We start from the raw sequence: 14909 nt of genomic DNA, 5'->3' as shown, positions 1-14909 counted from the left end.
AACAAACGGCCCCGCCACACGACGGGGCCGGCCCGGAGCCGGTCGATCAGCGCTGGCCGATCCTGAAGTCGCCGCGCGGCAACGGCGCCTCGCTCTTCGGGCCGAACCACTTGTCGTAGATCTTGCTGGCCTGATTGCTCTTCTCGAGCTCGACCAGCGTGTCGTTCACCAGCGCGACGAGGCGAGTCTCGCCCTTGCCGATGCCGATGCCCTGATATTCGTGCGTCAGCGCGAACGGCGATACCTCGTACCTGGCCTTGTCCGGCACGCGGGCCAGCAGGCCGATCAGCTTGGCATCGTCCTGGGTGATCGCCTGGACATTGCCGTTGCGCAGCGCGGCGAATGCCAGCGGCGTGTCGTCATACGACACCACCGTCGCATTCGGGTACTTCTCGCGCAGGGTGATCTCCTGCACCGTGCCCTTGTCCGCACCGATGCGCAGCCTGGCGATGTCGTCCGGCCGCTTCAGCAGGCCTTTCTTCGCGATGAACTTCTGCCCGGTGGCAAAGTACGGCACGCTGAAATCGACGGTCTTGGCACGCTCGTCGGTGATCGTGAAATTGGCGGCGATCAGGTCGACCTTGTTCGACGTCAGCAGCGGAATCCGGTTGGCCGGATTGGTCGGCTGCAGTTCGACCCTGACACCGAGCTTTTTAGCGATCGCGTTGGCGACATCGACGTCGTAACCGATGATGTTCTTGTTCTTGCCGTCGACAAAACCGAACGGCGGATTGGCATCGAACACCGCAACGCGCAGCACGCCGGCCTTCTTGATGTCGTCGAGCTTGTCGGCCTGGGCCACGCCGGCGGCAAGCGCCAGCAGTGCAAAAATCAGTCCACGAGATGTTTTCATTGTGCGCACTCCCTGTAGTCGTTTCGCCGGCTTCTGGCCGGGCTGGCAACGCGGGCCGCGGATCACGGCGCCGTTGTGAAGCGATCTTAAGGCGCACCAACAAATAACCATAAATTATATATTTCTATTTCTTCATTCCGTTCAGATCCATACAGCGTCAGCGCGTAAAAAACCCCGTCGTGCGAACGGGGTTTCCGTGAGAAGGCAGCGCAAGTTCTAAAGCCCGGCAAGTACCTTGATGTGTGCAGCGACGCTGCGGCCGAGCGCCGACAGGTCGTAGCCGCCTTCGAGCATCGACACGATCCGCCCTTCGGCATGGCGAGCGGCAAGCTTCGTCAAGCGCTCGGTCACCCACGCGTAGTCGGCCTCGACCAGCCCCATCGACGCCATGTCGTCCTCGAGATGCGCATCGAAACCGGCCGAGATCAGGATCAATTGCGGCGCGAAATCGTCGAGCAGCGGCAGCCACTTCGCCGCGACCATCTCGCGGAAATCCTGCCCGGTGGTCGCGCGCGGCATCGCGACATTGTGAATGTTGTCGCCCTTGGGCTCGTCGCCGCAGTACGGGAAGAACGGATGCTGGAACATCCCGACCATCAGGATGCGCGGCTCCTTGCAGACGAGGTCTTCGGTGCCGTTGCCGTGATGGACGTCGAAGTCGACGATGGCAACGCGTTCGAGCCCGTAGGCGTCGATCGCATGCCGCGCGGCGATCGCGATATTGTCGAACAGGCAGAAGCCCATGCCGCGCGAGCGTTCGGCGTGGTGGCCCGGCGGGCGTACCGCGCAGAAGGCGTTGGCGGCCCTGCCGGTCATGACCAGATCGACCGCGTCGATGCCGGCGCCGGCAGCATGGTAGGCGGCGTTGAGGCTGAAGCGGTTGATCGCGGTATCCGGGTCGAGATGCACGTAGCCGTGCGACGGCACCATCACCGCCAGACGCTCGACATAGTCGGGATCGTGCACGGCCTCGATCTGCGCCCGGCTTGCCGGCTGCGCATCGACGTGCAGCAGGTAATCCCACAACTGTGCCGCGATCAGCCGGTCGCGGATCGCGGCCAGCCGCTCCGGACACTCGGGGTGCCCCTTACCCATGTCATGCAGGCTGCAGGCAGGGTGAGAAAGGTAAGCCGTGGGTTTTTCCGCAGCTTCGGTGTTGTACAAAAGCGGCCTCTTGACGAAAGCTGTTATTGTTTTGCGTTGAAACACGAGTGTACGCCGCGCATCCGGACTCGGCAAAATTCACACTCCGCCCCACCGACACCAGGACCGCCCATGCCCTCGCCGCCCCGCCTTGCCCTGCTCGCCGGCCTGATGACCGCGGCGCTGGCCCATGCCGACGGGCTCGAATACAGCGTTGCGCTGACGCCGGTCTGGCAGGGCGAAACGGCACTCGACGGTGGCGGCAAGGCCGGCGTGAACAGCATTCTGTTCAGCGCCAGCGTCGATCAGGCGATGGAACCGGGCTGGAGCTTCGGCCTCGGCGTGCGGCTGGCGCAGGACCGCTGGGACTTCGAGTCGCCGGCGCGTTTCGACGGCAAGGCGCCGTGGGGGACGGTCCGCCAGGGCAGTCTCGGTTTCCACGTCAATTACGTGACCGCCGGCTACCAGAGCTTTTCGGTGGCGCCGACGGTCGAGTACGCCGGCGAACGCGGTGCATCGGACGCCATCGGCTACGGCGCCACCTTCGTCGCCGCGCAGCAGTTCAGCGAAACGCTGCAGCTCGGCCTCGGTGCCGGCGTCTATCGCGAGTTCGACAAGACCAGCGCCTTCCCCTTCCTCGTCGTCGACTGGCAGATCGACAAGCGCTGGCACCTCGGCAACCCGTTCGACGCCGGCCCGTCCGGCCCCGGCGGACTCGAACTCAGCTACGCACCGACCGAACGCTGGCAGATCGCCGCCGGCGGGGCGTGGCGTTCCGAGCGCTTCCGGCTGGCCGGCAGCAATGCGGTGTCGCCGGGTGGCGTCGGCCAGCACGACCGCCTGCCGGTCTACCTGCGCGTCGGCTACGCGACCCAGCCGGGCTGGCGCATCGACGCCTACGCCGCAGCCGCCTTCGGCGGAAAGCTCAAGCTCGAGGACGACCGCGGCCACGAGATCGGCAGCGAAAACTACGACACCGCGCCGATGTTCGGCATCAGCTTCTCCGGCGCTTTCTGACCCCGACCCATTCACGCCCATGTCCCATCCGCTTCAAGCCGTACTCGCCCAGCTCAACCAGATCATTCTCGGCAAGGAGACGGTCGTGCAACTGGCCGTTGCCGGCCTGCTCGCCCGCGGCCACCTCTTGCTCGAAGACCTGCCCGGCGTCGGCAAGACCACGCTTGCGCACGCGGTCGCGACGACGCTCGGCCTGCGATTCTCGCGCGTCCAGTTCACCAGCGACCTGCTGCCGGCCGACCTGCTCGGCGTATCGCTGTACGAGCGCGACAGCGGCCGGTTCCGCTTCCATCACGGCCCGGTCTTCACCCAGGTGCTGCTCGCCGACGAAATCAACCGCGCGCCGCCGAAAACCCAGTCGGCGCTGCTCGAAGCCATGGAAGAGCACCAGGTCAGCATCGACGGCGAGACCTACGCGCTGCCAGAGCCGTTCTTCGTCATCGCCACGCAGAATCCGCAGCACCAGATCGGCACCTTCCCGCTGCCCGAATCGCAGCTCGACCGCTTCCTGATGCGGCTCGAGCTCGGCTATCCGGGCCACGAGGCCGAGCGTGCGATGCTGTCCGGGGAGGGCCGGCGCGAACTCGTCGCCCGGTTGACGCCGGCCTGCGATGCGGACACGCTGGCCGCGTCACAGCGCGCCGCGGCGGCGGTCAAGGTTGCGGCACCGCTGCTCGATTACATCCAGGCGCTGGCCGCAGCCACGCGGCACCAGCAGCGCTTTGCCTGCGGGCTGTCGCCGCGTGCGCTGATTGGCCTCGTCGCCGCCACGCGCGCCTGGGCCTGGCTCGACGGGCGTGACCACGCGATTCCGGAGGACGTGCAGGCGGTCTTTCCCGCCATCGCCGGCCACCGGCTGCTGTCGCGGGCCAGCGGCCGCCCCGATCCGCTGGCCGCTGCCGAGCTGCTCGGCAACGTCGCCATTCCCTGATGCAGAGCTGGTTCCGGCGCCGCTGGCTGAGCGCACTGGCGCGCCGTCACCCGCCGGCCGCGTCGGTGACGCTGAAGCACAACCGCATCTATGTGCTGCCGACCGCCTTCGGTGCGATCTACGCGGCCACCGCGGTGCTGGTGCTGATCGGCGCGATCAACTACCAGCTGAGCCTCGCCTATCTGTTCGCCTTCGTACTGATCGGCCTTGGCCATGCCGCGCTGCTGCAGGGCTATCGCAACCTGTTGAGACTCGAACTGCGCGCTCTCGCGCCGGAGCCGGTCTTCGCCGGCGATCCCGCCCACTTTCCGGTGGCCATCGCCAACCCGGGCAAACCGCCGCGGCGCGCGCTCTCCGTCTCCTTGCGGGGGCACGCCGCAAGCTGGGTCGAGAATATCGACCGCGACGATGAAACCATCGCGCGCCTGCCCATCGCCACCCACGGCCGCGGCTGGCTGGGCATGCCGACCCTGCGCATCGAAACCGCCTATCCGACCGGCTGGTGCAAGGCCTGGAGCTACGCCAGTCTCGACGCCCGCTGCCTCGTTTATCCGCGACCGGAGGACAAGCCGCCGCCGTATCCGGGCCAGCACGGCGAGCGGGGGCAGCGGCGCGTGCGCGGCGACGACGACTTCGCCGGGCTGCGCGACTATGTACCCGGCGACACGCCGCGCCAGATCGCCTGGAAACAGTTCGCCCGGCTCGACACGCTGCTGGTCCGGCAGGACGAACGGGTCGAAGGCAGCGCCTGGCTGTTCGACTGGGACGCGCTGCCCGAGCTCGGCACCGAAGCGCGGCTGTCCCGGCTCGCCGCATGGGTCCTGGCCGCCGAGGCCGCCGGCGACCGTTACACGCTGGCGCTGCCGGGCATCGTGCTGCCACGCGGTCATGGCCCGGCGCACCGGCATGCCTGCCTGCAGGCACTGGCGCTGTTCGAGCAGGGCGCATGACGAGCGACACGCTGCCGAGCCGCGCGCTCTATGCGCTGATCGCCGCGCTGATGATGGCGCTGCTGCCGCACCTGCTGATGCTGCCGCCGTGGCTGGCGCTGCTGGTCGCCGCGGTACCGCTGTGGCGCGCCAGCCTCGTCTATCGCGGCAAGGCGCTGCCGCCGCGCTGGCTGCGTTATGCACTGATGCTGGCCCTGCTGGCGCTGGTGTTCTGGCAGTTCCGAACGCTGATCGGCCGCAGCGGCGGCGTCGCAATGCTGGTCTGCCTGATTGCGATCAAGCTGCTCGAAACCCGCAGCCGCCGCGACGCGGCGGTGCTGACGCTGCTCGGCTACTTCGCCGGCGGCGCGATGTTCCTGGTATCGCAATCGTTCTGGATGCTGTTGTGGGCGCTCGCGACGGCGGTCGCGCTGACGACGCAGCTGATGGCTTGGCAGCGGCGCCAGGACACGCTGCAGCACGACGAAACATGGCGTGCGCTGCGCATGCTCGCCGAAGCCGCGCCGGTCGTCATCCTGCTGTTCCTGTTGTTCCCGCGCCTGTCCGGCCCGCTGTGGAGCATGCCCGAACAGCGCAGCGGACCGAGCTCCGGGCTGTCGGACACGATGAGCCCCGGCAGTTTCACCAATCTGGCGCTCGACGACAGTCCGGCATTCCGGGTCAGCTTCGACGGCAAGGCACCGCCACCGTCGGCCATGTACTGGCGCGGCCCGGTGTTCGAACGTTTCGACGGCCGCAACTGGCAGCAACTGCATGACGAAGCCGGCGTGCGTCCCACCGCCGTCGCCGTCGGGCCGACCTTGCGCTACAGCATGCTGATCGAGCCCAGCGAACGGACCTGGCTGCTGGCGCTCGACCTGCCGGTCAGCTGGCCCGAACGTACGCGCCTGACGTCGCGTTACCAGCTCGTCGCCGACGCGCCGCTGGCCCAGCGCCGGCGCATCGACGTCGTCAGCAGCCCGGGCTGGCACGCCCGCGAGCCCGGGCCGGTGCTCGAGCGCAACCTCGATCTGCCCGCCAGGGGCAACCCGCAGGCACGCGCGCTGGCACAGCAGTGGCGCACGTTGCCGCCGGACCGGCGGGTCGACCAGGCCCTGCAATGGTTGCGGACGGGCCGGTTTGCCTATTCGCTGTCGCCACCGCTGCTGCCCGGCCCCGATCCGGTCGACGGCCTGCTGTTCGACACGCGCGAAGGCTTCTGCGAGCACTATGCCGGCGCCTTCGTTTTCCTGATGCGCGCAGCCGGCGTACCGGCGCGCGTCGTCGGCGGCTACCTCGGCGGCGAGCGCAATGCCGGCGGCGACTACTGGCTGGTCCGCCAGGCCGACGCCCATGCCTGGACCGAGGTATGGCTGGACGGCCGCGGCTGGCAGCGTATCGACCCGACGGCCGTCGTCGCGCCGAACCGCATCAGTCAGGGACTGGCACGCAGCGTCGCCGACGCCACCCTGCTGCCCGGCGGGCTGCGCGATCAGGCGCCATGGCTCAAGGCCCTGCGCCAGCAGTGGGACGCCACGGTCTTCCAGTGGAACCGCTGGGTGATCGGGTATGATGCGCAACGCCAGATGCAGCTGCTCAACCGGCTCGGCATCGACGCACTCGCCTCTGCCGCCTTCATCGGCTGGTTCGCCGCCCTCGTGCTGACCCTGCTGCTCGGCTACGGCATCGCCCAGCGCTGGCGCAACCGTCCGCCGCGGCGCGACGCCGCGATGCGCAGCTGGCTGCGCTTCATCGCCAAGCTCGAACGCGCCGGCATCGCCGCCCGCGCCGGCGAAGCACCGACGCCGCTGGTCGAGCGCGCCGCTGCCGCCCTGCCCGCGCACCGCGATGCACTGATGGCGATTGCCCGGAGCTATCTGGCCGCCCGCTATGGCGAAAACCGCGCCGCGCTGACCGAGCTGCGAACCCGGGTCGACGGCCTGCGTCTGAACCGGGCCGGCCCCACGCATTCAGGAATCAAGCAATGAGCCGTTTCATCACCGAACCCGAATTCAGCCACGACCACCCCGCCCGGATCGGCGTACTGCTGATCAACCTCGGCACCCCCGACGCGCCGACCCCGGCGGCGGTCAAACCCTATCTGCGCCAGTTCCTGTCTGATCCGCGCGTGGTCGAGATCCCCAGGCTGATCTGGCAGGTCATCCTGCGCGGCATCATCCTCAACGTGCGCCCCGGGAAATCGGCGCACAAGTACGCCAGCATCTGGAGCAAGGAAGGTTCGCCACTGCAGGTCTGGACACAGAAACAGCTGCGCCTGCTCAAGGGCTATCTCGGCGAACGCCTGAACGCGCCGCTGTCGTTCGCCGTCGGCATGCGCTACGGCGAGCCGTCGATCGCCGCCGGCCTCGACACGCTGAAAGCCGCCGGCTGCGACCGCATCCTGCTGATGCCGCTTTACCCGCAGTACGCCGCCAGCACCACTGCGACCGCCTGTGACGCCGCGTTTGCCCGGCTGATGCGCTACCGCAACCAGCCGGCGCTGCGAACCGTGCGCAGCTTCCACGACCATCCCGGCTATATCGCCGCGCTGGTTGAACAGGTGCGCGCGCACTGGGCGCGCGAAGGCCGTGCCGACCACCTGCTGATGAGCTTCCACGGCCTGCCGCGCTATACGCTCGACAAGGGCGATCCGTACCACTGCCACTGCCACAAGACCGCGCGGCTGCTCGCCGACGCACTCGGCTTGGGCGAAGGCGATTACACGCTGGCATTCCAGTCGCGCTTCGGCAAGGCCGAATGGCTCAAGCCGTACACGGCCGACGTGCTTGCCAAGCTGGGCAAGGCCGGCGTGGCCAGGCTCGACGTGATCTGCCCCGGCTTCGTCGCCGACTGCCTCGAAACGCTCGAGGAGATCGCCATCGAGGGCAAGGAGACCTTCCTCACAGCCGGCGGCGGCAGCTTCCGCTACATTCCCTGCCTGAACGACCAATCCGCCTGGATCGGCGCGCTCGCCGACCTCGTCGAGACCGAGCTTTCGGGCTGGCTGGCAGACGACTGGCAAGCCGAACAGGCCGCCGGTCTGGCTAGGGAAAGCCGGGAACGTGCCCGTGCGCGGGGAGCATCAAAATAACTGGGAAATTGGCGAAATAGCAGTTACACTCAGCAGTAAGCATTTCCTTACAGAACACCGCGTTCCCGGAGGTTTCCCACCATGAGCACCCGGCTTTTTCTTGCCGAAGACGATCTCATTCTCGCCGACGCCCTGAAGACCAGCCTGTCGCAGGCCGACTTCCAGGTTGACTGTGTCAACGACGGCGCACTGGCGTTGCAGATCCTGCTGCACAACGACTACGACATCGTCGTGCTCGACATCGGCCTGCCGAACATGGACGGCCTCACCGTGCTGCGCAACGTCCGCCAGCACAAGCCTTCGCTGCCGATCCTGATCCTGACCGCCCTCGACGGCCTCGAGGAGCGCGTTGCCGGTCTCGATGCCGGCGCCGACGACTACCTCGCCAAGCCGTTCGAGTTCGCCGAGCTCGAAGCCCGCCTGCGCGCCCTGCTGCGCCGCAGCCAGATCCTGCCGCAGTCGGTCCAGCAGCTGGGCAACCTGCGTCTCGACCGTGCCGGCCAGCGCGCCTGGTGCAACGACACCCCGCTCGACCTGTCGGCCCGCGAGCTGACCGTGCTCGAGATCCTGATGTCGAACATCGACCGCGTCGTCACCAAGGAACAGATCGTCTCCGAACTCGGCTCGGACAACGCCGAAGTCGGCCTGAACGCGATCGAAGTCTACGTGCACCGCCTGCGCAAGAAGCTCGAGCCGTGCGGCGTCGTGATCCGTACCATCCGCGGTCTGGGCTACCTGCTCGAGAAACAGCAGCCGTTGGCACAGGATGTGGCGGGCTAAGGTCTCCCTCCAGCGGCAGCTGCTGCTGTGGCTGCTGATTCCGCAAATCGTCCTCTGGCTGGCCGGTGCGGCGCTGTACTACAACGTGGCGACGCACTACGCCAACGCCGTTACCGACAATAGCCTGCTGCAGACCGGGCGGGCGATTGCCCGCCAGGTCCAGCCGCTCGACGACGGCCTGATGATCGACTTTCCCCGGGCAGCCCAGCTGCTGCTCGAGGAAGGCCCGGACGACAAACTCTTCTACACGGTCAGCACCGTCCCCGGTGGCATGATCCTCGGCAATCGCCGCCTTCCCGCCCCGCCGGGTCAACCCGCGGCCGACCACCCGGTCTTCTACAACACCACGCAGGATCGCGAATCGATCCGCGTACTCTCGCTGTTCTATCGGCTGACACCGGACCGCTGGCTGCACGTGCAGGTCGGCAAGAGCCTGCAACCGCGCAACCGGATCTCGCGCGAGATCCTGCTGGCGACCGGCGTGCCGCTCGGCCTGCTGATCATCGCGATGAGCGTGCTGGTCTGGTGGGGCGTCAGCCGCGGCCTGCGACCGCTCGACAAGCTCAAGCGCGGCGTCGAGCACCGGGTGCCGCAGGATCTCACGCCGCTGGAAACCGAGTCCCTGCCGGTCGAATTGCAGTCGCTGACCCAGGCGCTCAATCAGCTGCTGTCAACGACCAATGAAAGCGTCTCACGACAGCGCCGCTTTATCGCCGACGCGGCACACCAGCTCAGGACCCCGCTTGCCGGACTCAAGTCGCAGACCGAGCTGGCGATGCGCGAAACCACGCCCGAGGGGCTGCGCGATCGGCTCAACCTCGTCCACGCCAGCGCCACGCGCAGCATCCACCTCGTCAACCAGCTGTTGACGCTCGCGCGTTCCGAACCGGGCGCCCAGGCCGGCATGCCGGGGATGAAGGTCGACCTCGCCAAGCTGATCCGCGACCTGACCGCCGAGTCGGTGCCGCGCGCGCTTGCCGCCGGCATGGACCTCGGCTGCGACAGCGCACTCGCCGAGGCGACGATCGACGGCAATCCGGCGCTGCTGCGCGAGCTGTTCATCAATCTGGTCGAGAATGCGATCAAATACATTCCGCGCGGCTCGAACATCACGGTCCGGCTGTTCGAGCAAGGGCCGGACTACGTCGTCGAGGTCGAGGACGACGGCAACGGCATCAGCGACGAGCAAAAGCCGCGCGTGTTCGAGCGTTTCTATCGCGTCAACCAGAACGACGGCAACGGTTGCGGTCTCGGCATGGCCATCGTCAAGGAAATCGCCGAACGTCACGGCGGCCGGATCGAACTCGCCGACGCCCAGCCGCACGGCCTGATCGCCCGGGTCAGCCTGCCCAGACAGCGCCCGGGCGAGTGACTAACCGACCTCGCGCGGCGCGCCGTCCGCGCCGAGCGCGTGCGCCAGCATCAGCAACATATTGGCTGTCGCGCCCCAGACCGTGTCGCCGTCGATCTCGATGAAATGCGTCTGCCCGCGCAAACCGCGGCGTTCGACCCAGCGGCGCTCGTAATGCGACGGGTCGAGCAGTTGCGCCAGCGGCAGCTCGAGCACCCGCTCGACTTCGTCGGCACACGGCGTCAGCGCAAAGCCCGGTTCGAGCACGCCGACCACCGGCGCCACCTCGTAACCGCTGACGGTGTAGTAATTGCCGAGCCGTCCGACGACGTGGACGAAACGCGACTCGAGACCGATCTCCTCGACGCTCTCGCGCAGCGCGGTAGCGGCGGCGTCGGCGTCGCCATCGTCGACGCCGCCACCGGGAAAACTGATCTGTCCGGCGTGCGCCGGCAGGTGTGCGGCGCGTTCGGTCAGCAGTATCGTCACGCCGGCCGCACGCGGCACGATCGCGATCAGCACCGCGGCCGGCCGCGACTCCTGCTCGATCGGAAAATCACCGCTGTCGACCCGCGGCGCATTCGCCAGCCTGGCGCCAAGCCACGCCGCCCAGTCGCGGAAATCGCCGACCGGCCAGTCCATCAGGCGCCCACCCTCGGCAGCCGGAAGTCGCGCTGATGGGCAATCAGCCGCAGTGCGAGCCCGATGGCAAACAGCGTCCATTCGACCCACAGGCCGCGCCAGCCGAACCGGGCCGCGACGAACAGCAGCACCGCCACCAGAATGGCGACGGTGCCGTAGAAATCCTCGTGCAGGATGAACGGCACGTCGTTGACCATCATGTCGCGCACCAGCCCGCCGCCGACCGCGGTGACGAAGGCGAGGAAGGAGACGCCGAACAGGTTCAGGCCAACGTCAAGGCCGATCTGCGCGCCGGCGATGCTGAATGCGACCAGTCCGATCGAATCGGCGACGATGAAGATCTTGTAGAGCAGGCCGCGGTTGCGCTGGTGCAGCTTGATCGCCCATGCCACCAGCAGCGTCGCGAAGATCGTGTACAGCGGGCCGGCGTCGAGAAACACCCGCGGGACGCGGTCGACGAGCACGTCGCGGATCATCCCGCCGCCGATCGCGGTCAGCAACGCCAGAATGACGACGCCGAGCACGTCGAAGCGCTTGGTCGCGCCGACCAGATAGCCGGAGATCGTGAACGCGGCGGTGCCGATCAGGAACAGGACGTCGAACTGCAGCTGCATAGGTCAGGGGCGCTCGGGAACGGGGGACACGAGTGTAGCGCGGCGCGATCGTCGTCCATTGTAACGATCGGCCAACGGTCAGCGCCGCAGCGCCGATTCGACCCCGACGGCGAGTTCGGCCAGTTCGCCATGCAGCACGAAGGCGTCGGCAACGCGCTGGTCGCGCAGCGCCATCTCGATGCCCTTGCACAGCGCGGTCATCCGCTGCGCGCCGATCTGGCCACACGCGCCCTTGAGCTGATGCGCGGCACGTTCGGCGACATACGGCTGCCCTTCGGCCAGTGCCGCGGCAATCTCGGCCAGACAGGCCTCGTGGGTCGGCCAGTAGGCGGCCAGCAACTCGGCGCGCATGTCCTCGCCCAGATCGCGCACCAGCGCGGAGAAAGCGTCGTCGATGCGGGTCAGTTCGGCAGACAGCTCGGAATGCGGCATGGGGGCGTGGGCGGGATGGGCATGACGACCCACTATAACTGCGGTCTTGCCAATGCGCCACGACCCGGGCGCCGGCTGCGATATAATCGTGCGATTCCTCGCCCGAACAAGTCGACCATGAGCCGCAAGATCCTCGTCACCTCCGCCCTGCCCTACGCCAACGGCGCCATCCACCTCGGTCACCTGGTCGAATACATCCAGACCGACATCTGGGTCCGTTTCCAGAAGATGCGCGGCCACACCTGCCACTATGTCTGTGCCGACGACACCCACGGCACGCCGATCATGCTGCGCGCCGAAAAGGAAGGCATCAGCCCCGAGGCGCTGATCGAGCGCGTGCATGGCGAACACCTGCGTGACTTCACCGGCTTCCATGTCGCGTTCGACAATTTCTACACGACGAACTCGGAAGAAAACCGCGAATACGCATACCGGATCTACAACACGCTCAAGCAGAACGGCAAGATCGCCAACCGGACGATCAGCCAGCTGTACGACCCGGTCAAGAACATGTTCCTGCCGGACCGCTTCGTGAAGGGCGAATGCCCGAAGTGTGCCGCCAAGGACCAGTACGGCGACAACTGCGAAGTCTGCGGCACCACCTACAGCCCGACCGAACTGAAGAATCCGTATTCGGCGGTCTCCGGTGCGACGCCGGTGCTGAGGGATTCCGAGCATTACTTCTTCAGGCTTGGCGACTGCGAGGCCTTCCTGCGCGACTGGACCCGCGGCAGCGTCACCGTGGCCGGCCAGGCCCGCCCGCGGCTGCAGGAAGGCGCAGCGAACAAGATGCAGGAATGGTTCGATGCCGGCCTGTCGGACTGGGACATCTCGCGCGACGCACCGTACTTCGGCTTCGAGATCCCCGATGCGCCGGGCAAGTACTTCTACGTCTGGCTCGATGCGCCGGTCGGCTACATGGCCAGCCACAAGAACCTGTGCGACCGCCTCGGCCTCGACTTCGACGAATACTGGAGCAAGGATTCGGACGCCGAGCTCTATCACTTCATCGGCAAGGACATCCTCTATTTCCACGCGCTGTTCTGGCCGGCGATGCTCGAGTTCGGCGGCTACCGCACGCCGACCGGCATCAATGCCCACGGTTTCCTGACCGTCGACGGCGCCAAGATGAGCAAGAGCCGCGGCACCTTCATTACCGCCGAATCGTACCTGCGCCACCTGAACCCCGAGTGGCTGCGCTACTACTTCGCCGCCAAGCTCAACAGCGCGATCGAGGACATCGACCTCAACCTCGAAGACTTCGCCGCGCGCGTCAACAGCGATTTGATCGGCAAGTACGTCAACATCGCCAGCCGCGCCGCCGGCTTCATCAGCAAGCGCTTCGGCGGCGAGCTGGCACGCAACCTCGGCGATGCGCCGGTGCTGGCCAAACTGCAGGCCGCCGGTGACGAGCTGGCCCAGCTGTTCGAGGCACGCGAATACAGCCGGGCGATCCGCGACATCATGGCGCTGACCGACGAGGTCAACCAGTTCGTCGATGCGCACAAGCCGTGGGAAATGGCCAAGCAGGAAGGCATGGACGCCGAGCTGCAGCGCGTGTGCTCGATCCTGATCAACGCCTTCCGGCTGCTGACGATCTACCTCAAGCCGGTACTGCCGAAGCTGGCCTTTGAGGTCGAGGCCTTCCTCAATATCGCGCCGCTGCGCTGGGTCGATGCCGGTTCGCTCCTACTTGCGCACTGCATCAATCCGTATTCGCACCTGATGACGCGGATCGACCCGAAGGCGGTCGAGGCCATGGTCGAGGAAAACAGGCAGAGCCTCGCACCGGCAGCCGAAACCAGGCCGGCACTCGATTACGAGGTACCGCCGATTTCCGAGACGATCAGCATCGACGACTTCATGAAGGTCGACCTGCGTATTGCGAAGATCGTCGAGGCCAAGTCGGTCGAGGGTGCCGACAAGCTCGTGTCGCTGACGCTCGACATCGGCAACGAGACGCGCCACGTGTTTGCCGGCATCAAGTCGGCGTACAAGCCCGAGGAGCTGCAGGGCAGGCTAACGGTGATGGCCGCCAATCTTGCGCCGCGCAAGATGAAGTTCGGCGTCTCGGAGGGCATGGTGCTCGCCGCCGGCGGCGACGGCGGCCTGTACATCCTCGGCCCGGACAGCGGTGCCAAGCCGGGCATGCGCGTCAAGTAAGCCCCCGGCAACGCCAACGCCTAGAATCAAGACCGGCCCTCAGTGGCCGGTTTTGCTTTCTGGCATTCATCGGAGCAAGGACATGAACGGAATCATCGCCCGGCGGCTGCGCGTCTACGGCCGGGTCCAGGGCGTCGGTTTTCGCTTTCACACGGTGCGTGAAGCGCTGACGCACGGCCTGACCGGCTGGGTGCGCAACCGCTCGGACGGCTCGGTCGAAATCCAGATCCAGGGCCAGCCCGGCGACATCGACAGCTTTCTCGACTGGGCACGCCGCGGCCCGGATTCCGCCCGGGTCGACCGGGTCGAGATCGGCGACGCCAGCGTCGAGGCGCTGGCGGTATTTTGCGAGATCGATACGCTCTGAGAGCAGCAGGCGCCGGCGCTAAGCCTCGAAGCGTGCGGCCATGCCGGCCAGAAACGCGGCAACGCCGGACTCGCCCTCGGCCGGTGCCCAAGCGGCCCTCTCGGCCTCCGTGAGTGCCGCGTACGGGCCCGCCTTGCTCTCGAAGAACACCGTTCCGGGCGCCAGCGCCACCAGGCTGTGGAACACGCCCGGCGCGACATTGACGCCGACCGTTTCGCCGCCAGCGACCAGTTCGCGCGTGGCGGTCACGCCGCCCTGTTCGTCGAACAGCAGCACGCCGATCCGGCCGCACAGCACGATCAGCGTTTCTTCCTTGTCAACGGCCAGATGGCGGTGCGGCTGGATGTAGGTGCCCGGCTCGAGCGCGTTGAGCAAGCGGTGACAGGCATCGTCGTTGCTCGCGTGGAAATTGCGGTTCTTGCGCAGCCGCGGGCTTTGCGCGGCTTCGGCGCTCAGTTCGCCCAGCAACTGGCGGTCGATGAACTGCGGTGAAGTCATTCGGGGTACTCCGGACGAAAAAAAACCCGGAAACGTAAACGGTTCCGGGCCACCAACAACATCTACAAAGGAGAAACCATCAAGACACAAAACTTGCA

15 protein-coding genes are annotated in these 14909 nt (G+C 66.9%); 9 read left to right on the top strand and 6 right to left on the bottom strand.

Annotated features, from left to right (window positions below; genetic code table 11):
- Positions 1–46: 46 nt before the first annotated feature.
- Complete coding sequence (locus BJP62_RS00335; protein WP_070525400.1) at positions 47–853, bottom strand: ABC transporter substrate-binding protein; 807 nt, start codon at positions 851–853, stop codon at positions 47–49.
- 216 nt (positions 854–1069) lie between these two features.
- Positions 1070–1948 (bottom strand): histone deacetylase family protein, encoded by an 879-nt coding sequence (locus tag BJP62_RS00330; protein ID WP_070525398.1) that lies wholly within the window; start codon positions 1946–1948, stop codon positions 1070–1072.
- Between the two features lie 180 nt (positions 1949–2128).
- Between BJP62_RS00330 and BJP62_RS00325 the strand changes: the two genes are divergently transcribed.
- The 7 genes from BJP62_RS00325 to BJP62_RS00295 all read left to right on the top strand — a co-directional run bounded on the left by BJP62_RS00325 (position 2129) and on the right by BJP62_RS00295 (position 10116).
- Positions 2129–3013, top strand: a complete 885-nt coding sequence (locus tag BJP62_RS00325; RefSeq protein WP_070525396.1) for a hypothetical protein — start codon at positions 2129–2131, stop codon at positions 3011–3013.
- 19 nt (positions 3014–3032) lie between these two features.
- On the top strand, positions 3033–3944 hold the full coding sequence (locus BJP62_RS00320) for a MoxR family ATPase (protein ID WP_070525394.1): 912 nt from the start codon (positions 3033–3035) through the stop codon (positions 3942–3944).
- Complete coding sequence (locus tag BJP62_RS00315; RefSeq protein WP_070525391.1) at positions 3944–4894, top strand: DUF58 domain-containing protein; 951 nt, start codon at positions 3944–3946, stop codon at positions 4892–4894. Before BJP62_RS00320 ends, BJP62_RS00315 begins: the two co-directional genes overlap by 1 nt.
- Complete coding sequence (locus BJP62_RS00310) at positions 4891–6861, top strand: DUF3488 and transglutaminase-like domain-containing protein (RefSeq protein WP_070525389.1); 1971 nt, start codon at positions 4891–4893, stop codon at positions 6859–6861. Before BJP62_RS00315 ends, BJP62_RS00310 begins: the two co-directional genes overlap by 4 nt.
- Positions 6858–7964: a ferrochelatase gene (gene hemH / locus BJP62_RS00305; RefSeq protein WP_070525387.1), complete on the top strand. Its 1107-nt coding sequence runs from the start codon at positions 6858–6860 to the stop codon at positions 7962–7964. The genes BJP62_RS00310 and hemH overlap by 4 nt, the downstream gene beginning before the upstream one ends.
- Positions 7965–8045: 81 nt before the next feature.
- Positions 8046–8744, top strand: coding sequence for a response regulator transcription factor (locus BJP62_RS00300; RefSeq protein ID WP_070525385.1), 699 nt, complete (start codon positions 8046–8048; stop codon positions 8742–8744).
- On the top strand, positions 8731–10116 hold the full coding sequence (locus tag BJP62_RS00295; RefSeq protein ID WP_070525383.1) for a sensor histidine kinase N-terminal domain-containing protein: 1386 nt from the start codon (positions 8731–8733) through the stop codon (positions 10114–10116). The genes BJP62_RS00300 and BJP62_RS00295 overlap by 14 nt, the downstream gene beginning before the upstream one ends.
- On the opposite strand, the gene BJP62_RS00290 is transcribed toward BJP62_RS00295, so the two are convergent.
- The 3 genes from BJP62_RS00290 to BJP62_RS00280 all read right to left on the bottom strand — a co-directional run bounded on the left by BJP62_RS00290 (position 10117) and on the right by BJP62_RS00280 (position 11783).
- Positions 10117–10737 (bottom strand): CoA pyrophosphatase, encoded by a 621-nt coding sequence (locus BJP62_RS00290; RefSeq protein WP_070525381.1) that lies wholly within the window; start codon positions 10735–10737, stop codon positions 10117–10119.
- Entirely contained in the window at positions 10737–11351 is a 615-nt protein-coding gene (locus tag BJP62_RS00285) for a trimeric intracellular cation channel family protein (RefSeq protein WP_070525379.1), read from the bottom strand. The genes BJP62_RS00290 and BJP62_RS00285 overlap by 1 nt, the downstream gene beginning before the upstream one ends.
- Positions 11352–11429: 78 nt before the next feature.
- Positions 11430–11783 (bottom strand): Hpt domain-containing protein, encoded by a 354-nt coding sequence (locus tag BJP62_RS00280; protein WP_070525378.1) that lies wholly within the window; start codon positions 11781–11783, stop codon positions 11430–11432.
- Between the two features lie 117 nt (positions 11784–11900).
- On the opposite strand from BJP62_RS00280, the gene metG reads away from it, so the two are divergent.
- Both metG and BJP62_RS00270 read left to right on the top strand, forming a co-directional pair.
- Entirely contained in the window at positions 11901–13946 is a 2046-nt protein-coding gene (gene metG, locus BJP62_RS00275; protein ID WP_070525377.1) for a methionine--tRNA ligase, read from the top strand.
- An 82-nt stretch (positions 13947–14028) separates the two neighbouring features.
- Positions 14029–14313, top strand: coding sequence for an acylphosphatase (locus tag BJP62_RS00270; protein ID WP_070525375.1), 285 nt, complete (start codon positions 14029–14031; stop codon positions 14311–14313).
- A gap of 18 nt (positions 14314–14331) precedes the next feature.
- Here BJP62_RS00270 and BJP62_RS00265 read toward each other — a convergent pair whose 3' ends face one another.
- Entirely contained in the window at positions 14332–14811 is a 480-nt protein-coding gene (locus BJP62_RS00265) for a WbuC family cupin fold metalloprotein (protein WP_070525373.1), read from the bottom strand.
- Positions 14812–14909 lie beyond the last annotated feature (98 nt).

This window comes from Jeongeupia sp. USM3, from assembly GCF_001808185.1.
Lineage (GTDB): Bacteria > Pseudomonadota > Gammaproteobacteria > Burkholderiales > Chitinibacteraceae > Jeongeupia.
This window is presented reverse-complemented; position numbering and strand designations above follow the sequence as displayed.

What these genes read in the sequence shown, in the direction of transcription:
- BJP62_RS00335 (WP_070525400.1), bottom strand. Translation starts at nt 853, where the DNA reads ATGAAAACATCTCGTGGACTGATTTTTGCACTGCTGGCGCTTGCCGCC.
- BJP62_RS00330 (WP_070525398.1), bottom strand. Translation starts at nt 1,948, where the DNA reads ATGGGTAAGGGGCACCCCGAGTGTCCGGAGCGGCTGGCCGCGATCCGC.
- BJP62_RS00325 (WP_070525396.1), top strand. Translation starts at nt 2,129, where the DNA reads ATGCCCTCGCCGCCCCGCCTTGCCCTGCTCGCCGGCCTGATGACCGCG.
- BJP62_RS00320 (WP_070525394.1), top strand. Translation starts at nt 3,033, where the DNA reads ATGTCCCATCCGCTTCAAGCCGTACTCGCCCAGCTCAACCAGATCATT.
- BJP62_RS00315 (WP_070525391.1), top strand. Translation starts at nt 3,944, where the DNA reads ATGCAGAGCTGGTTCCGGCGCCGCTGGCTGAGCGCACTGGCGCGCCGT.
- BJP62_RS00310 (WP_070525389.1), top strand. Translation starts at nt 4,891, where the DNA reads ATGACGAGCGACACGCTGCCGAGCCGCGCGCTCTATGCGCTGATCGCC.
- hemH (WP_070525387.1), top strand. Translation starts at nt 6,858, where the DNA reads ATGAGCCGTTTCATCACCGAACCCGAATTCAGCCACGACCACCCCGCC.
- BJP62_RS00300 (WP_070525385.1), top strand. Translation starts at nt 8,046, where the DNA reads ATGAGCACCCGGCTTTTTCTTGCCGAAGACGATCTCATTCTCGCCGAC.
- BJP62_RS00295 (WP_070525383.1), top strand. Translation starts at nt 8,731, where the DNA reads ATGTGGCGGGCTAAGGTCTCCCTCCAGCGGCAGCTGCTGCTGTGGCTG.
- BJP62_RS00290 (WP_070525381.1), bottom strand. Translation starts at nt 10,737, where the DNA reads ATGGACTGGCCGGTCGGCGATTTCCGCGACTGGGCGGCGTGGCTTGGC.
- BJP62_RS00285 (WP_070525379.1), bottom strand. Translation starts at nt 11,351, where the DNA reads ATGCAGCTGCAGTTCGACGTCCTGTTCCTGATCGGCACCGCCGCGTTC.
- BJP62_RS00280 (WP_070525378.1), bottom strand. Translation starts at nt 11,783, where the DNA reads ATGCCGCATTCCGAGCTGTCTGCCGAACTGACCCGCATCGACGACGCT.
- metG (WP_070525377.1), top strand. Translation starts at nt 11,901, where the DNA reads ATGAGCCGCAAGATCCTCGTCACCTCCGCCCTGCCCTACGCCAACGGC.
- BJP62_RS00270 (WP_070525375.1), top strand. Translation starts at nt 14,029, where the DNA reads ATGAACGGAATCATCGCCCGGCGGCTGCGCGTCTACGGCCGGGTCCAG.
- BJP62_RS00265 (WP_070525373.1), bottom strand. Translation starts at nt 14,811, where the DNA reads ATGACTTCACCGCAGTTCATCGACCGCCAGTTGCTGGGCGAACTGAGC.